Below are 17166 nucleotides of genomic sequence, written 5' to 3'. Positions count from 1 at the left end.
GTGCATAGAATGTGTATCCGCATTTGCGCACCATCCTTCGGAGAACGCCCATGACTTTGCCTACTCACGCACGTGTCGTCATCATCGGTGGCGGCGTGATTGGTTGTTCCGTTGCCTACCATCTGACCAAGAAGGGTTGGACCGATGTTGTCCTGCTGGAACGTAAACAGCTGACCTCTGGCACGACCTGGCATGCGGCGGGTCTGATCGCGCAGTTGCGCGCGACCAAGAACATGACAAAACTCTCCAAGTATTCCCAAGAGTTATACGGCGATCTCGAAGCGGAAACCGGGGTTGCCACGGGCTTTAAGCGCAACGGCTCCATCACCGTCGCGCTGACCGAGGACCGCCTGGAAGAGATCTCGCGCCAAGCCTCCATGGCCCGTGCCTTTGGTGTCGATGTGGAACGCATCACCCCTGACGAGGTCAAAAAGATGTACCCGCATCTTAATTGCGACGATATACAAGGTGCTGTTTTCCTTGAGAAAGATGGCCAAGGCGACCCGGCCAACATCGCCCTCGCCCTCGCCCGCGGCGCCCGCCAGCGCCAGGCCCGGGTGTTCGAGAAGACCGCCGTCACCGGCATCAACCGCACCGGCACCCGCGTCACCTCTGTCGATTGGGAGGCCGAGGATGGCTCCACCGGTCAAATCGCGTGCGATCATGTTGTCAATTGCGGTGGTATGTGGGCCCATGAGGTGGGCAAGATGGCAGGAGTCAACGTGCCGCTCCATGCGTGTGAACACTTCTACATCGTCACGGAAAGCATTGAAGGGCTTAAACAATTGCCCGTTCTGCGCGTTCCCGATGAATGTGCCTATTACAAGGAAGACGCCGGCAAAATGCTGCTGGGCGCGTTCGAACCCGAAGCCAAACCCTGGGGCATGGACGGCATCCCCAAGACCTTTGAATTCGACCAACTGCCCGAAGATTTCGACCATTTCGAACCAATTCTAGAGGCCGCGGTCAACCGCATGCCCATGCTGGCCGAAGCTGGCATCCATACCTTCTTTAACGGGCCGGAAAGCTTCACCCCCGACGACGCCTATCACCTTGGTTTGGCACCAGAAATGGACAACGTCTGGGTCGCCGCGGGCTTCAATTCCATCGGTATCCAATCGGCCGGTGGCGCTGGGATGGCCCTCGCCGAGTGGATGGATACCGGCGACAAACCCTTTGATCTAGGCGATGTCGATATCTCGCGTATGCAGCCTTTCCAGGGCAATAAAACGTATCTCTTTGAAAGGTCTAAGGAAACCCTGGGCCTGCTTTATGCCGACCACTACCCGTTCCGCCAGAAAACCACCGCCCGCGGCATTTGTCGCACCCCGTTTCACGAACATCTGCTGGAACGCGGGGCTGTCATGGGTGAATTCGCGGGCTGGGAGCGCGCAAACTGGTTTGCCCGCGAAGCCCAGGACGCCGTCTATGAATACAGCTGGCAACGCCAGAACTTCTTCGACAACGTCCGCGAAGAACACATGGCCGTCCGCCAGAATGTCGGCATGTATGACATGTCGTCATTCGGCAAAATCCGGGTGGAAGGGCGCGACGCCGAAGCGTTCATGAACTATGTCGGCGGCGGCGATTATTCGGTACCGATTGGCAAAATCATCTATACCCAATTCTTGAATAATCACGGGGGCATAGAGGCCGATGTTACAGTAACCCGACTGTCGGAAACCGCCTATCTGGTCGTCACGCCCGCCGCCACGCGCCTGGCCGATCAGACCTGGATGCGCCGCCATGTGGGCGACTTCAACGTGGTCATCACCGATGTCACGCCCGCCGAGGGCGTTCTGGCGATCATGGGGCCGCGGTCGCGCGAATTGCTGCAGCGCGTTTCTCCCGCCGATTTCTCGACCGAAGCGAACCCCTTTGGCACGGCCCAACGGATCGAGATTGGCATGGGCCTCGCCCGGATCCACCGCGTCACTTATGTCGGCGAGTTGGGTTGGGAACTTTACATCAAAACCGACATGTGCGGCCATGTCTTTGAAACCCTTGCCGAAGCTGGGTTCGACATGGGCCTGCGCCTGTGCGGGATGCACATGATGGATACCTGCCGGATCGAGAAAGGCTTCCGCCATTTCGGCCATGACATCACATGCGAAGATCATGTTTTGGAAGCAGGCCTTGGCTTTGCCGTCAAAACGACCAAGCCCAGTTTCATCGGGCGCGACGCCGTTCTGCGCAAGAAAGAAGGCGGGCTGGGGCAACGCCTGATCCAGTTCCGTCTGAAAGATCCCGAGCCACTTCTGTACCACCACGAACCAATCCTGCGAGATGGCGAAACGGTGGGCTACCTGACCTCGGGCGCCTATGGACATGCCTTGGGTGGCGCGATGGGCATGGGTTATGTCCCTTGTCCGGGCGAAAAGCCTGCCGACATCCTCGCCTCCACGTTCGAGATCGACGTGGCGGGCACCCGGGTCATGGCGGAAGCGTCCCTCAAGCCGATGTACGACCCCAAATCGGAGCGCGTGAAGGTTTGATCGGCCCGGCCCATCGATTTGCGACGGTAAAAAAGAGTTACCTGGCAGGCTGTTTGTAGCCTGTCACATGGCTGTCATGTTACTGGTGTCCCTCGGTCATAGCTGTACGGGGGACATCATGACGTATTTTGGCGCAAGCGCAGTGGCACTGCTGCTCACATCCACCGCCGCCTTGGCGACCTGCCCGGCGATCACTGTCGCGGATATGGGCAACATATCGGCAGGCGACTATCCGCAACAGTTTGAATTGGCTGAATTTCAGGAGGCTGCCGGGTGCGAGATGACGTTCTCGGAAAACCCCGACATCGCAGTGCTAAACGGGGAGATCCAGGGCAACCCTGACTTGCCGCCCCTGGCCGAGCGATTGCCAGCGGAGCCTCTGGTCATCATCCCCTACACCGAAGTTGGCCGCTATGGCGGCACGCTCGACGCGCTGTCAAACGCCACCGAGGCCGGGACATCCGACTTTCTGTCGGTACGCCATGTGAACCTGGTCCGCTACAGCGACGACCTGGAAACGATCGTCCCGAATATCGCCAAGAATTGGTCCTGGAACGACGATTTCACAGAGCTGACCATCACCTTGCGGGCGGGTCACAAATGGTCTGACGGGGCGCCTTTTACGTCTGAGGATGTGCGGTTCTGGCTGGAAAACCTGGCACTGGACCCCGAGGTCATTGAAAAGCCCAAGGATTACGTGCTGGCCGGTGGGGAGCCGATCCAGATCGAGGTCGTCGACGAGACGACCTTTAAATTCATCCTCGCAACCCCCAAGCCGGGCTTGCTGGTACATTTCGCAACCAGCTATGCCCAGCCGTTTCAGCCTGCGCATTTCCTTGGGCAGTTCCACCCGGCCCTCGCCGAGGATGCCGACGAAAAGGCGGCAGCGTTCGGCTTTGACAGCGGTTACGCATTGATCAGCTTCTACTACGGTAATTCGGACTGGACCGACACGCCGAGCCCGATGCTGCGCGACCCGGCCAAGGCGGCGGAGTTGCCCTATGGGACGCAGCCAACGCTGGAAAGCCACATCTACGTCGCCGACACGACCGAGGGGCGCCGGTTGGTCGCCAATCCGTACTTCCACCAAATCGACCCGACCGGTCAGCAACTGCCCTATATCTCTCGCCAGGACGAAGTCTACATTAACGACAATGAGGTACGGATCCTCAAGCTGGTCAATGCTGAGGTCGATTACAAATCGCAGTCGGTTCAGTTGCCATCCGCCCCGCTGCTGCTGGAAAACCAGGAAAGTGGTGATTACACGATCCAGCTGAAACCGCAGATCGCGATGCCACTTTTCAGCTTTAACGTCACCTCCGATGATGAGGCCAAGCGCGCTGTCTTTGGCGATGTCAGCTTTCGCCGGGCCATGTCTAACGCCATCGACCGGGATGAGTTAAACGAGGTCGCATTCTTTGGCCAAGGCACTCCGATGGCCTATACCGGTTTCTCGCCGAACCCGGATTACGCGGCCGCGTTTACAACCACCGGCATCGCCCACGACCCCGACAGCGCGAAGGCCGCTTTGGATGCCCTTGGCATGGCCGACACAGATGGTGACGGGTTTCGCGAATTGCCTAATGGTGACAAGTTGACGCTCAACATGCAGTTCGCAACCCAAGGCGTGGCCGGTGAAGTGGTTGAATTCGTGGCGCAAAACTGGGCCGATATTGGCATCCAGACCACCGTCAAGGAGGTCACGCCGGACGAATACCGCGCAGCGCAATCCGCCAATGAACTGGATGTGGGTATCTGGGCCCAGGGTACGCCGGTCGCCATCGCACTTGGGTCGAGCGAGCGGTTCGTTCCGCCCTATGGCTCCTACTTCGATCACCGGGTTGGCATGAAATGGGCCGAATGGATGGACAGCGACGGCAGTGCCGGCCTTGAGCCGCCGCAATTTGCCAAGGACATGGCCAGCGATATCGAGGCGTTTCAACAGGCTGTCCCCGGCTCACCCGAACAGGCAGAGATCGGGACACGCATCGCCGAAAACTTTGCCGAAAACATGCTGTTCATTGGCACCGTCCTGGCACCTGCGCCGATCTATCACCGCAACGCGCTGGTGAATGTGCCGGAGTTCCAGACCTGGAGCTATGAATACTATCGTACCTACCCCTACCGCGCGACCCAATGGTTCCTGTCTGACGAAAGTTAACTCCATGGGCCGTGGCGGTTCCCTGTCTCGGCCCTTGCCATGGGCCGGACCAACGCCGATTGTTTGGTGATGGGGGTCGATCAATGGCGGCGTTTCTGAGATTTGTGGTGATCCGGGCGGCCATGGCCGCCACCACCCTGCTCTTGGTATCGCTGATCGTGTTTTCCCTGATGGAACTGGTGCCCGGCAATTGTGCCGAGCGTTACCTGGCCTACAAAAACACCCAAGGACAAAACCTGACGCGGGAGGACATCGCAGCGGAAGAGGCTCGGCTGGGCCTGGATCAACCATTCATGACGCGCTGGACCGGCTGGGTCAGCAACGTGGTGTTGCGTGGAGATTTCGGGGAAAGCTGCATCTTACGGGTCGGCATCAACCAGTTGCTGGGTGACAAATTCCTGATATCCGCCGCGATCTGCCTGACCGCCCTTTTGTTGGCCTATCTCATCGCTATCCCGGTGGGCATCATCGCCGCCAGTTCCAACAGCGTATGGCTGAACGGATCGTTGCGATTTGTATCCTATCTCGGGCTCGCCTTGCCGAACTTCTTGTTGGCACTGCTGATCATGCTGGCCTCGACCGTTTATTTCGGGGACAGCCTGACCGGGCTTTTCAGCAAGGAGTTTCGCGATGCGCCCTGGTCGATGGCCAAGGTGCAGGACTTCCTCAGCCGCGTCTGGCTGCCGATCTTTATCCTGGGTTGGTCAGCCACCGCTTTTGCCTTGCAGACGGTGCGGGCCTTGATGCTGGACGAAAACGGCAAGCTTTATGTGACGGCGGCCCGGGCGCGCGGACTGTACGGGCGGCGGCTGCGCTGGCGCTATCCGGCGCGCCACGCCTTGGGGCCAATCATCAATTCGCTGGGGTTTGACCTGAACCGGATTTTCAACGAATTGCCCATCGTCGCCCTGATCCTGACCCTGACCGAGGCCGGCGCGCTGCTGATCGAGGCACTTGCCCGGTCCAATGACCAACAGCTTGCCGGTGCGATCATCTTTCTGCTGACCGCCACCATCGTCGGCCTCAACTTCCTGACCGATATCGCCTTGGCCCTGATCGATCCGCGCATGCGCAAATCGGTGATCGGAACATAGGATGGCGATAATCACCGGTCGAAAACGTCGTGACGCGGGGCCAAAGGCAAACAAGGTCACGCGCAAACAGATCCGGCAGGAGAACCGGAAAGAAGCCTATTTCACGGCCTCCCAACGGCAATTGATCTGGGCGCGGTTCCGGCGCAACGGAACCGCATTGACGGCCGGTTTCATCTTGTTGACCCTCGTTTTGATGGGCCTTTTTGCACCGTTTCTGTCGCCCTACGATCCGACCATCGCAGGCCGTGACAAGGGCTACACCAACGGCGCGCCGCAGATCCCCCGGTTTTGCGACGCGGCGGGTTGTTCGGCCCGGCCGTTCATCTACGGGACCAAGCGCGAAAGGTCGATCGAGACCAACTTTCGATGGGTAACAAGCATCGACACGGCAGACCGCCGCTACGTCCAGTGGTTCGTTCAAGGCGACCGGTATCGCCTCTTCGGACTGACAATGACGACACATCTGTTTGGCGTGGATAGTGGTAAGATCCACCTCTTTGGCACGGATGATACGGGCAAGGACATCTTCAGCCGGACGCTGCATGCGATCAAAACCTCGCTGGCCGTGGGCACGCTGGGTGTGCTGATCAGCTTTAGCCTCGCCCTGATTATCGGCGGGGTCGCGGGCTATTTCGGCGGCATCATCGACGGGGTGATCCAGATGGTGACCGATGCGATCCGCACCGTGCCATCGATCCCGCTCTTCATGGCGGTGGCCGCGTTTCTGCCAGACACTGTTTCGGCAGAGGCGCGGTTTTTTTACATTTCCCTGATCCTTGGATTGATCGGCTGGCCCACCCTCGCCCGCCGGATCCGCACCCATATCCTGGTGGAGCGCAATCAGGAATACGTGCTGGCCGCTCAACTGTCTGGCGCAGGGCCAGGCCATATCATCCGGCGACATCTGCTGCCCTCGTTCACGAGCTATATCATCGTCGATCTGGTGATCTCGTTCCCTTATATGGTGCTGTCGGAAACCGCCCTGTCTTTCATCGGGTTGGGGTTGAAGGACCCGGTCACATCGCTTGGCGTATTGCTGTCGAACACATGCCAGGCGGATGTTTTGCTGAATTATCAGTGGTACTTCATCCCGGTGATTTTCTTCATCACGCTTGTCATGGCCTTCGTGTTCGTGGGTGACGGGTTGCGTGACGCGGCTGATCCCTATGGGAGCCAGCGGAAATGACCCTGCTCTCGGTCCGTGACCTGACCGTTCAGTTCCAAACCGACGAGGGGGTCGTGACGGCGGTTGACGGCGTGTCCTTTGACCTGGCCGCCGGAGAGATCCTGGGGCTGGTCGGCGAAAGCGGATCCGGCAAGTCGGTGACGGCCAAGTCGCTGATGCAGTTGAATGGCGGCAATGCAATCTATGGGGGTCCCGGCAAGATCACCCTGTCCCCGCGGGGACAGGATCCGGTTGACGTTCTGGGCCTGCGCCGCGAGCGGCATATGGGCGTGATCCGAGGCGGCGCCATCTCGATGATCTTTCAGGAACCGATGGCCAGTTTCGCCCCCGCCCTCACCGTGGGCCAGCAGATGGTCGAGCAGTTGCGCATCCATACCGACCTCAGCCGCCGCGCCGCCCGCGACCTATCGGTCGAGATGCTGACACGGGTCGGCATTTCCGACGCAGTCAAACGGTTCGATCAGTATGTGTTCGAATTCTCGGGCGGGATGCGGCAACGCGCGATGATTGCCATGGCGCTGTCGACCAAGCCTGCCTTGTTGATCGCCGATGAGCCCACCACCGCGCTGGATGTCACGATCCAGGCCCAGGTGATTGACCTGATGAAAAATCTGGTGGCCGAGTTCGGCATGGGCATCCTGTTCATTACCCATGACCTGGGTGTGATCGCCCAGACGGCCGACCGGGTGGCGGTGATGTATCTGGGCAAGCTGGTGGAAACCGGCGCGGTGCGCGATGTCCTGCGCCATCCTGCCCATCCCTATACCAGGGGGCTGCTGGCCGCCCTGCCCCAGCTGGATGATCTGACCGCGCCCCTCATCCCGATCCCGGGAGATATTCCGGGCCCGCTGGATCGCCCGGCGGGCTGCGTCTTTCACACCCGCTGTGCCCAGGCGGTCAAAGGCATCTGCGGTATGACCGTGCCTTCGGTCACCCAGGTCACCGCGACCCACCACGCATCGTGTTTCGCCCTGGAAGTGCCGGCATGACCGCACCGCTGGTTCAGGTACGCGCGCTTGGCGTGCATTACCCCCTGGGTCGCACCGTGCTGGGCCGCGGAGCTGTGTTAAAGGCGCTGGACAACGTGTCGCTTGATATCCCGAAAGGCAGCTTTTTCGGTCTGGTCGGCGAAAGCGGATCCGGCAAGACGACGCTGGGCCGGGCGATCCTGAAGGCCGCGCCGATCTCAACCGGGGAAATCCGGTTCGATGACGAAGAGGTCAGCCATGACGTGGCCCGCCTGCGGGGTCGCGCCTTGAAAGACTACCGCAAGCGCGCGCAATTGATCTTTCAAGATCCCTATGCCGCCCTCAGCCCCCGCATGACCGTGCGCGATATCATCGCCGAACCATTGGAGGTGATGGGCCTGACATCATCGCGCATGGAAACGGATGCCCGTGTCCGCGACATCGCCCGGAAATGCCGCCTGAATCTGGAACACCTGCGCCGCTATCCGCATGCCTTTTCCGGCGGGCAGCGGCAGCGGATCAGCATCGCCCGTGCGCTGGTCAGCACACCCAGCTTTGTGGTGGCGGATGAAAGTGTTGCGGCGCTCGATGTCTCGATCCAGGCAGATATCCTGAACCTGCTCAAATCCCTGCAACGCGATCTGGATCTGACATTTCTGTTCATCAGCCATGATTTGAGTGTGGTGGCGCATACCTGTGACCAGGTCGCGGTCATGTATCTGGGGCAAATCGTCGAACAGGCGCCAGTTGCCGATCTGTTCGCCCGGCCCCGCCATCCCTATACCCGCGCGCTGCTCTCGGCGATCCCGTCGTTGGACCCGGATGCGGCCAGGACGGCACAGCGTTTGACCGGTGATATCCCGTCTCCGGCCGATCCTCCGTCAGGATGCAGGTTCCATACCAGGTGCCCGGTCGCACGGGATCGCTGCAAAACGGAAGAACCCAAGATGGAGGATGTGTCCGGCGGAGGCACCGTGGCCTGCCATTTCTGGAAGGAGACGCTGCCCGCATGACCGACCGTAACCTCGACCGCGCCTACGGATTGAGCAACAGCACGGAAACGCGCGCCCTTCATCGCGATTGGGCCGAAACCTGTGACGGCAGTTTTGGCACCGCCAAAGGCTATGTCGTGCGGCGCGACATTGCGCGATTGAAGATCAATGCTGAATATAGCCCGACCCAGGGGGATCGATCGCGATCTGATCGAAGGTGATCTGACTAAACCGCTGACAATGGACGATGCGGCCTATGGCGCCGTGATCTCCGGCGGGACGTTTACCCATGGCCATGCCGGGCCGGATTGCTTGTCGGAGCTTGTGCACCTTACCCGGCCGGGTGCCATGTCCTGTTGTGGCACCCTTCCGGCGGTTCATGACGCAACTGGGTTTGGCTCCGCACTGGCGTTGCTCGTGATCCATAGCCAGATCTCCCCCGTCCAGTTCCATGATATCGCAATTTACGAAGATGTGGATCACGACGATGCGAATGATCGCGGTCTGGTGATACTCTTCGCTCGGCTTTGAGGGCCATCACCTTGGACAGGTCGCAATGCCTGATCCCGGCAACCTGATTCTCCAAAAGGTTGAAATACGTTTTCAGAAGTCGCGTTTTACCCCAAAACCCCACAGGTTCCCTGGCTTTCCTACACAGCCATTGATTTTTACCAAGAGCTATCCACAGAAAAACATACGATTACCCCCAATTCAGTGAATAAAAGCGACCCTATGACCGTATTTATTCCAACGGTGTTGAGCTAGATTTAGTAGATATTGAGTTGGGGGTTACGCCATGTGGCAAATTCATTGGGCAAAAAACGCCATTGCGGCGGTGCTGCCATTTCAGAATACGATGCGACGCCTGAAACGGCGGGTGACGGGCAAGACCCATCGCATCCATGAGGCTTCCGTCTATTCCGGCGGGTTCGATCAGATCCAGTTTCTGCAGAAATCCGGACTGGATCTGGCAGATGCCGACATCCTTGAGGTTGGAACCGGATGGTATCCGGTCATACCTCTGATGCTGCGGCTGGCCGGGGCCCGCCATGTGCATCTGTCTGACACGCACCGCCTGATGGATCTGGACACGCTGGAGGCCGCCCGATCATTTCTAAGGGCGCGCAGCGAGGATCTGGCCCGGCGGCTGGACTGCCCCGAAAGCCAGATTGCCACTCTTCTGGACAGGGGAACCACCGGCACATTTGAACAGCGGTTGGCAGATCTGGGCCTGTCCTATCACACACCGCTGGATTACCGACGGGCCACGTTCAAGGTCGACGCGATTGTCAGCCACACAGTGATGGAGCATATCACCCCGCGCGAGATTCGCCGCATCCTGATGCACAGCCGCGCCGTGTTGAACCCGGGCGGCCTGATCTCCCACGGGATCGACCATTCCGATCACCGCGCCCATCGCGACACTGCGCTGAGCCGGCTGGATTTCCTGCGCTATTCCGACCGGGCCTGGTCATGGCTGTGTCTGAACCCGCAGGACTACACCAATCGCCTGCGCCACGCCGATTACATGGCGATGATCCGGGATGCGGGCTATGAGGTCTTGTTTGAACGCGCATTGGTTGACCATAAGGCCGCGGCAGAGGTGAAGCACCTGAAACTGGATGCCCGCTTTGCCTTTCACGGACCCGAAGATCTGGCGCGGCTCTGGTCACATATCATCGCCCGCCCGGGTCACCCCAAGCAAAACAGCGTACTGGCCCAGGTCACACATTCCCGGTCACAGGCCAGGATCACGCGGCCTGCCGGGCTTTTGGCACGGATCGGTTGGACACGCAGCCCCGGTTGAGGGCGTATACCCTCCCCGTGGCGCATGGCGCGCCGGGCGGCCTTTATGTCAAGCACACTCTTTTCCAAAAAGCACTGCCTGAGTGTGAAGATCTCAAGTGCGGAATTGAAACCAAGTATCCTGCGCCGTCTCACCCGCAAATGACAAGTCCCGGTGACCGTCGTCTCATCCACGGCTCAGGGCCCATCGGGCGCGGGATGGAAAGCATGCATTAAATCTAATCGTTCAGGCCGACCCGGCAATGTCAGGCGCGCATGGGCCGGAGGGGTTTGACTGATGATCTGGCCCCGACGGATCACGGCCCGACGGGGCGCGCGCAGGCGGATCGCCTCTGCCGGATCTCGCGCCTCCAGAACAACCAGATCGGCACTTTTGCCGACGGCGAGGCCCAGATGATCCAACTCCATGATCTGCGCTGGAACATCCGTGACCGCCTCGAAACAGGCCCATAAACCGGCTGGCTCAATCAGATGGCAGGCATGGGCACCCAGATAGGCAATGTCCAGCAGGCATCCCCGGCCCAGCGGGTACCACGGATCCATCACGCAATCCTGGGCAAAAGCCACGGCACAGCCCGCCTGCATCAGTTCCGGCACACGGGCCAGGCCACGCCGCTTTGGATAGGTGTCATACCGCCCCTGCAGGTGCAGATTAACGGCCGGGTTCACGATCACATTCATCTCGGCCTGGGCCATCTGTGTGATCAGCCGCGCCGCATAGAAATTGTCCATGGAGTGCATCGATGTCAGGTGAGAGCCCGTCACCCGCCCTTCCAATCCCAACCTGCGCGTCTCATGAACCAGCGTCTCGATGTGGCGGGAGGCGGGATCGTCATTCTCGTCACAATGCATATCGACCATTGCGTCATGCTCTGCCGCAATCTCGCACAACGCGGTGATCGAGGCGCGCCCCAACGCCGCCGTCTGTTCCAGATGCGGCGCGCCGCCCACCACGTCAAACCCCAGATCCAACACCGTGCGAATGCTGTCATCCATGTCCGGGCGGCAGAAAAACCCCATCTGGGGAAAGGCCACCAATTGCAGATCGATGTAATCCGCAACCTCGCGCTTGACCTCGGCCAGGGCCTGGGCCGCCACAAGATTGGCATCGGTCACATCCACATGGGTCCGCACTGCCAGCAAACCCTGGCTCACCGCGATGTCGAAATATCGCAATGCCCGGTCGCGATAATCATCGGCGGTCATGGCCGCCGACATCTCCTCCCACAGGGCAATGCCATCCGCCAAGGTGCCCGTCTCATTCACCTCATCCGCGCCCGCGATGCTCAGCGTGGCATCCAGATGGAAATGGGCGTCAACGAAAGGCGGCGTGACCAGATGCCCCGTGACATCCATAACCTCGGCACCGTCCCGTGGCAGATCCGCGGCAATCTGGGCAATCTTGCCCTCGACAATACCGATATCCTGCCCCAGTCGTCCGTCCGGCAAAACCGCGCCGGTCAAGATCAGGTCAAACGCCATACTATCCCCTTCAACGTCCTGGCGCTGACCTGCCCGCCACCGCTGTCACGACAGCTTATTCATCCCAAATATTTTGGCAACGTATCGGAACCAAAGGCAGTCTTGGACCGTATCAATATCAGTCACATGCTGCATATCGGCGTCGTTACGTCAAATATCGGCGGCCCCTTGAAAGGATACCCCATGCGCGCGCTTTTCTTTGGATCCATTGGAACACTCGCTGAGACGTCCGAAATCCAGCGAGCTGCGTTCAACAAAGCCTTTGCTGCCCATGGTCTGACATGGATCTGGGGGCGCGACACGTATCGGACCATGTTATCGACATCCGGCGGCCAGAACCGCATCGACGCCTTCGCCAAAAAGCGGGGAGAGCACGTAGATACAGCTGCAATCCACGCCACCAAATCCAAATTCTTCCAAGAAGAGCTGGCCGCCAGCACCCTGCAGCCCCGCATGGGCGTTCTGGCCGGCATCACCGACGCGCGCGCCCAAGGCATACCGGTCGCGTTGGTGACAACGACGTCACCCCAGAACGTGTCCCAGATCCTGGATGCACTGGCCGATGGGATTGGCAAAGACCTGTTTGACCTGGTCGTCACGGCCAAGGATGTGAACAAGGGCAAACCTGACCCGGCCTGTTTCACGTTTGCCGCCAAAACGTTGGACGTCTCACCGGAACACTGTTTGATCATCGAAGACAATGTCGATGGGATCCAGGCCGGTCGGCAGTTCGGCGCCAAGGTCATGGCATTTCCAGGCGCCAACACGATGGACCATGATTACACGAGTGCCGATCATGTATGCACGTCCGATTTGCGCCAGTCCATCAAGCCGTTTCTGACCAATACCTTGCGCGGCGCGGCCTAAAAGGCGTCCAGATATCGGTCTCGCTCCATCGGTGTGACCTGATCTGCGAAAAAAGCCAATTCGCGCCGCGCCTGCTGCAAAACGAGGGTATGCAGCGTGTCGCCCAGAACCGCGCGCAACCAGTCTGAGGTCGCTGCCTGGCGGATTGCATCGCCCAGATCCGTGGGAATGGGGCCCGCGCTGGCGCTTTTATACGCGCTGTCGGGGGTCGGATCCGTCGGCTCCATCCGCTGTTCAATCCCGTCAAGCGCGGCGGCAATATCGCTGGCGAGCAACAGATACGGATTGCAATCCGCGCCTGCATCGCGTTTTTCCACCCGCACGGCCTTGTCCTGCCCTTCGATCACGCGCAGCCCAGCCGTCCGATTATCGATCCCCCATGCCGTGTTGACCGGACAAAACGAATAAGGCACCCGGCGGCGGTACCCGTTCACCGTGGCGCTGCCACAGATCGCGGCCTCGGCCATACGGCGCTGCAAGCCCCCGATCACATGGCGCCCGATCTCCGACAGCGCACCGCCATCCGCCAACAGATTTCGCCCATCCCGCCACAGCGAATAATGACAATGAAAACCGTTCCCGGATTGATCGTGGAATGGCTTGGCCATGAACGTGGCCTTGTAGCCGTGACACCCCGCCAGTTGCTTGACCAGGGACCGAAACATGACCACCCGATCCGCGGCAAGCAGGGCTGTATCATATCGGATATTCACTTCGACCTGACCCGCCGCATATTCCGGGTTCGATTGTTCGATGGGAATGCCAAATTCATTGATCTGGCGACGGATCGGACCCAGCACATGTTCCAATTCCGCAGCCCGGTCCAGGCCGTAGACACTAATCCCCCTATCGCGCGGCAGATGGGTGGCTGGGTCCAGCAGGTAAAATTCCAGCTCCGTCCCGACCTGAACATCGATATCCATCCGGGCGGCGCGCTCTACCTGCCGCACCAGCGCCTGGCGCGGGTCAAGCGGCAAGGCATCATGGCCCACATCCACGGCCCGACCAAAAGACAGCGCCACGCCCGGCTCCCATGGCAATGCGGCGGGTTGTGACAGGGGCCACATGTGAAAGTCGGGAAAGCCATTGTCGAAATTGGCAAAGGGGGTGTCCCACACATCGCAGGTCATATCCATCGCGAACAGGACCGACGAAAAGGCATTGCCATCAGCACAGACCGTGGGCCACTGGCGCGCCGGAATGCGTTTGCCCCGCATGATCCCGTTCAGATCGCCCAATCCCAGAACGACCGTATGGGTGCCCTCCGGCAGCTCCCGCAGCGCGATACTCATCTGCAAACCCCTTTCGCAACTCCACCCGATCATCGGCATCGGCGCGGGACTGGCAAGGGGTCATGGCGGCGGTGGATGTGCCCGGCGCAAAACCATCCCGTGCTTTTCACCAGCAGTGTAACCCAACCGCTCGTAAAACCCCTTGGCGACATTGTACCGCCCGGTCAAAAGCATGATCTTATAGCAGTTCTGTTCCCAGGCGGTCGCGGCAACCGCCTCCATCACCTGGCGGCCCAAGCCTTGCCGGTGATGGCTCTTCAAGGTGACCACATTCTCGACCAGGGCATAGGGCCTGCCGCCATAGGTCATGTTGGGCAGCACATGCAACGTGGCCATCGAAACGACGCGCCCGCCGATGTCGGCCCCCAGGACCGATGTGCCGGGATGGTCGATGAGCGCACCGAACATCTCTGCCCCCAGGGCCCCGTCCGCCACGGGCACGTCAACCGACAAATCGCGATAAAGTGCGATGGCATCGGAATAATCCTCGCGACCCAATGTCCGGCATACCGCCACAGCTGCCCCCATCATGTGTCTGAAAATATCCTCGCCGAAGGCACAAAATCCTCAGTCCCCCGGATCCCCTCAGCCCAGCGCATAACCCGCTCCACGGACCGTGCGCACGGGGTCTTCGCCGCCATGCTGGCACAGCGCCTTGCGCAGCCGCCCGATATGCACATCAACGGTGCGGGTATCAACATAGATGTCGCGTCCCCAGACCCGGTCCAGCAATTGCTCCCGGCTCCAGACGCGTCCAGGTTTTTCCATGAACGTGCTCAGCAGGCGAAATTCGGTCGGTCCCAGCTTCAGCGCTTCGCCTGCGCGGAACACCCGGTGGGTTTCCGCATCCAGCAGGATGTCGTCAAATTCCAAACGACTGCCCACGCTGGCCGGGCGGGTCCGTCGAAGCTGTGCCCGCACGCGAGCCATCAATTCAATGACGGAATAGGGTTTTACGACATAGTCATCGGCGCCGGTTTCCAGCCCGCGCACCCGGTCAACCTCTTCACTGCGCGCGCTCAACATGATGATCGGCACGCTGCGCGTATCGCTGCGCATCTTCAACCGGCGGCAAACCTCAATACCTGACACGCGGGGCAACATCCAATCAAGCACGATGATATCAGGCGCATCCTCATCGACCAGGATCAACGCTTCCTCGCCATTCTCGGCCCGGCTCACACGGAAACCCTCGGCCTCCAGATTATAGGCCAGAACCTCCCTTTGGGCTGGCTCATCTTCGACGACCAGGACCGTCGGCTGCTCAGCAGGCGGTGCCATTACTGTATCTCAAGCTTTTCATAGGCCGTGCTATCGCCTTTGGGTCGTTCATCATCGGGCGCTTCACCGGTCACCAGGTAAATCACCTGTTCCGAGACCGAGGTGACGTGGTCCCCCATCCGTTCGATATTTTTGGCGATGAAATGCAAATGCATGCACGACGTGATGTTGCGCGGATCTTCCATCATGTGGGTCAGAAACTCCCGGAAAAGCGCATTATACATCTGATCTACCTCGACGTCGCGGTTGCGCACATCCTCGGCCAGATCAGCATCGCGCTGGATATAGGCATCAAGAGCATCTTTCAGCATTGCCTCAACCGCACGCGCCATGCGGCGGATGGCAGAGGTCGCGCCATCAACCTGCGGCAAATCGATCAGCACCGCTGTACGCTTGGCGATATTCTTGGCGTAATCTCCGACCCGTTCCAAATTGCCCGAAATCTTCATGACCGACAGGACAGTGCGCAGATCGCTGGCGACGGGGGAGCGCAGGGCCAAAAGACGGGCGACTTCCTCATTCACCTGCTCTTCCAACTCATCGATGGCCTTGTCGTTCAGACGGACCCGACCGGCCATCTCCATATCGCGGCGTTCAAGGCTGTCGGCGGCCTCGACGATGGCGGCTTCCACCATGCCCCCCATTTTCATGATCATGGCTTGGATCGCTTCAAGGTCCCGGTCAAATGCCGCGGAGATGTGTGGATCTTGCATGTGGACTGAACTCCAGTGTTAGCCGATCCGGCCTGTGATATAGGACTCAGTACGCGGGTCCTTTGGATTGTTAAAAATCTGCCCCGTTTCCCCATATTCAACCAGATTACCCAAGTGAAAGAACGCCGTCTTCTGGCTGACCCGCGCCGCCTGCTGCATCGAATGGGTCACGATCACCACCGAATAGTTCTGACGCAGTTCATCGATCAGGTTTTCCACCTGCTCTGTCGCGATCGGATCAAGGGCAGAGCAGGGCTCATCCATCAACAGCACTTCGGGCTCGGTTGCCACGGCGCGGGCAATGCACAAACGCTGCTGCTGACCGCCCGAGAGACCCGTGCCTGGCGCCGTGAGGCGATCCTTGACCTCGTCCCAGATCGCGCCGCGGCGCAGGGACCGTTCGACAATCTCATCAAGCTCCGCCTTGTCTTTGGCCAAACCATGGATCCGCGGGCCATAGGCCACATTGTCGTAAATCGACTTCGGGAACGGGTTCGGCTTTTGAAAGACCATGCCGACCTTGGCACGCAACTGAACCGGATCCACCTTGCGGTCATATATATCCTCGTCATCGATCCGGATGTCGCCTTCGACGCGGCACACATCGATGGTATCATTCATCCGGTTCAAGCAGCGCAGAAAGGTGGATTTTCCACAGCCTGACGGGCCGATGAACGCGGTGACCGCCTTGTCCTCGATATCGACGTCGACATCCTTAATCGCGTGGTTCTCGCCATAATACACCTGGCAGCCGCGGGCCGCGATCTTGGGTTTGTCGGTATCCACAATTCTCTCCACAGGTCGCATATCATTCATCGTAAGATCTCCC

Annotated in this window: 16 protein-coding genes; 10 read left to right on the top strand and 6 right to left on the bottom strand. The window is 59.7% G+C overall.

Going from position 1 to position 17166, the window contains the following annotated elements:
• Positions 1-50: 50 nt before the first annotated feature.
• From IU397_RS04260 to IU397_RS04220, 9 genes are all read left to right on the top strand, one after another.
• Positions 51-2495 carry an FAD-dependent oxidoreductase gene (locus tag IU397_RS04260; protein WP_204411081.1) on the top strand — a complete coding sequence of 815 codons (2445 nt, stop codon included), beginning with the start codon at positions 51-53 and terminating at the stop codon, positions 2493-2495.
• Between the two features lie 118 nt (positions 2496-2613).
• Positions 2614-4656 carry an ABC transporter substrate-binding protein gene (locus IU397_RS04255; protein ID WP_204411079.1) on the top strand — a complete coding sequence of 681 codons (2043 nt, stop codon included), beginning with the start codon at positions 2614-2616 and terminating at the stop codon, positions 4654-4656.
• Positions 4657-4739: 83 nt separating this feature from the next.
• On the top strand, positions 4740-5750 hold the full coding sequence (locus IU397_RS04250; protein WP_204411077.1) for an ABC transporter permease: 1011 nt from the start codon (positions 4740-4742) through the stop codon (positions 5748-5750).
• A 1-nt stretch (position 5751) separates the two neighbouring features.
• Positions 5752-6936, top strand: a complete 1185-nt coding sequence (locus IU397_RS04245) for an ABC transporter permease (protein ID WP_204411075.1) — start codon at positions 5752-5754, stop codon at positions 6934-6936.
• Complete coding sequence (locus IU397_RS04240) at positions 6933-7925, top strand: ABC transporter ATP-binding protein (protein WP_204411073.1); 993 nt, start codon at positions 6933-6935, stop codon at positions 7923-7925. Before IU397_RS04245 ends, IU397_RS04240 begins: the two co-directional genes overlap by 4 nt.
• Entirely contained in the window at positions 7922-8917 is a 996-nt protein-coding gene (locus IU397_RS04235) for an ABC transporter ATP-binding protein (protein WP_204411071.1), read from the top strand. Before IU397_RS04240 ends, IU397_RS04235 begins: the two co-directional genes overlap by 4 nt.
• Positions 8914-9117 carry a hypothetical protein gene (locus tag IU397_RS04230; RefSeq protein ID WP_204411062.1) on the top strand — a complete coding sequence of 68 codons (204 nt, stop codon included), beginning with the start codon at positions 8914-8916 and terminating at the stop codon, positions 9115-9117. Before IU397_RS04235 ends, IU397_RS04230 begins: the two co-directional genes overlap by 4 nt.
• Positions 9065-9427, top strand: a complete 363-nt coding sequence (locus tag IU397_RS04225; protein ID WP_204411060.1) for a hypothetical protein — start codon at positions 9065-9067, stop codon at positions 9425-9427. Before IU397_RS04230 ends, IU397_RS04225 begins: the two co-directional genes overlap by 53 nt.
• A 265-nt stretch (positions 9428-9692) precedes the next feature.
• Positions 9693-10703, top strand: coding sequence for a class I SAM-dependent methyltransferase (locus IU397_RS04220; protein ID WP_204411057.1), 1011 nt, complete (start codon positions 9693-9695; stop codon positions 10701-10703).
• A gap of 176 nt (positions 10704-10879) precedes the next feature.
• Here the strand turns inward: IU397_RS04220 and IU397_RS04215 are convergent, their stop codons facing one another.
• Entirely contained in the window at positions 10880-12184 is a 1305-nt protein-coding gene (locus IU397_RS04215; RefSeq protein WP_204411055.1) for a cytosine deaminase, read from the bottom strand.
• A gap of 183 nt (positions 12185-12367) precedes the next feature.
• Here IU397_RS04215 and IU397_RS04210 point away from each other — a divergent pair, with 183 nt between their 5' ends.
• Positions 12368-13051 carry an HAD family phosphatase gene (locus tag IU397_RS04210; protein WP_204411052.1) on the top strand — a complete coding sequence of 228 codons (684 nt, stop codon included), beginning with the start codon at positions 12368-12370 and terminating at the stop codon, positions 13049-13051.
• Here the strand turns inward: IU397_RS04210 and IU397_RS04205 are convergent.
• From IU397_RS04205 to pstB, 5 genes are read right to left on the bottom strand one after another with little or no spacing between them, the layout of a single operon-like run.
• Positions 13048-14343, bottom strand: a complete 1296-nt coding sequence (locus tag IU397_RS04205; RefSeq protein ID WP_204411050.1) for a glutamine synthetase family protein — start codon at positions 14341-14343, stop codon at positions 13048-13050. The two genes, IU397_RS04210 and IU397_RS04205, sit on opposite strands and share 4 nt — an antisense overlap.
• 60 nt (positions 14344-14403) lie before the next feature.
• Positions 14404-14874, bottom strand: a complete 471-nt coding sequence (locus IU397_RS04200) for a GNAT family N-acetyltransferase (protein WP_204411048.1) — start codon at positions 14872-14874, stop codon at positions 14404-14406.
• A gap of 54 nt (positions 14875-14928) precedes the next feature.
• Entirely contained in the window at positions 14929-15624 is a 696-nt protein-coding gene (gene phoB / locus IU397_RS04195) for a phosphate regulon transcriptional regulator PhoB (RefSeq protein WP_204411046.1), read from the bottom strand.
• The gene (phoU, locus tag IU397_RS04190; RefSeq protein WP_204411044.1) at positions 15624-16337 is read right to left on the bottom strand and encodes a phosphate signaling complex protein PhoU; all 714 of its coding nucleotides are present in this window, start codon (positions 16335-16337) and stop codon (positions 15624-15626) included. The genes phoB and phoU overlap by 1 nt, the downstream gene beginning before the upstream one ends.
• Before the next feature lie 18 nt (positions 16338-16355).
• Complete coding sequence (gene pstB / locus IU397_RS04185) at positions 16356-17153, bottom strand: phosphate ABC transporter ATP-binding protein PstB (protein WP_204411042.1); 798 nt, start codon at positions 17151-17153, stop codon at positions 16356-16358.
• Positions 17154-17166: the final 13 nt, after the last annotated feature.

This window comes from Actibacterium sp. 188UL27-1 (genome assembly GCF_016901225.1).
In the GTDB taxonomy this organism is placed as follows: Bacteria; Pseudomonadota; Alphaproteobacteria; order Rhodobacterales; family Rhodobacteraceae; genus 188UL27-1.
This window is presented reverse-complemented; position numbering and strand designations above follow the sequence as displayed.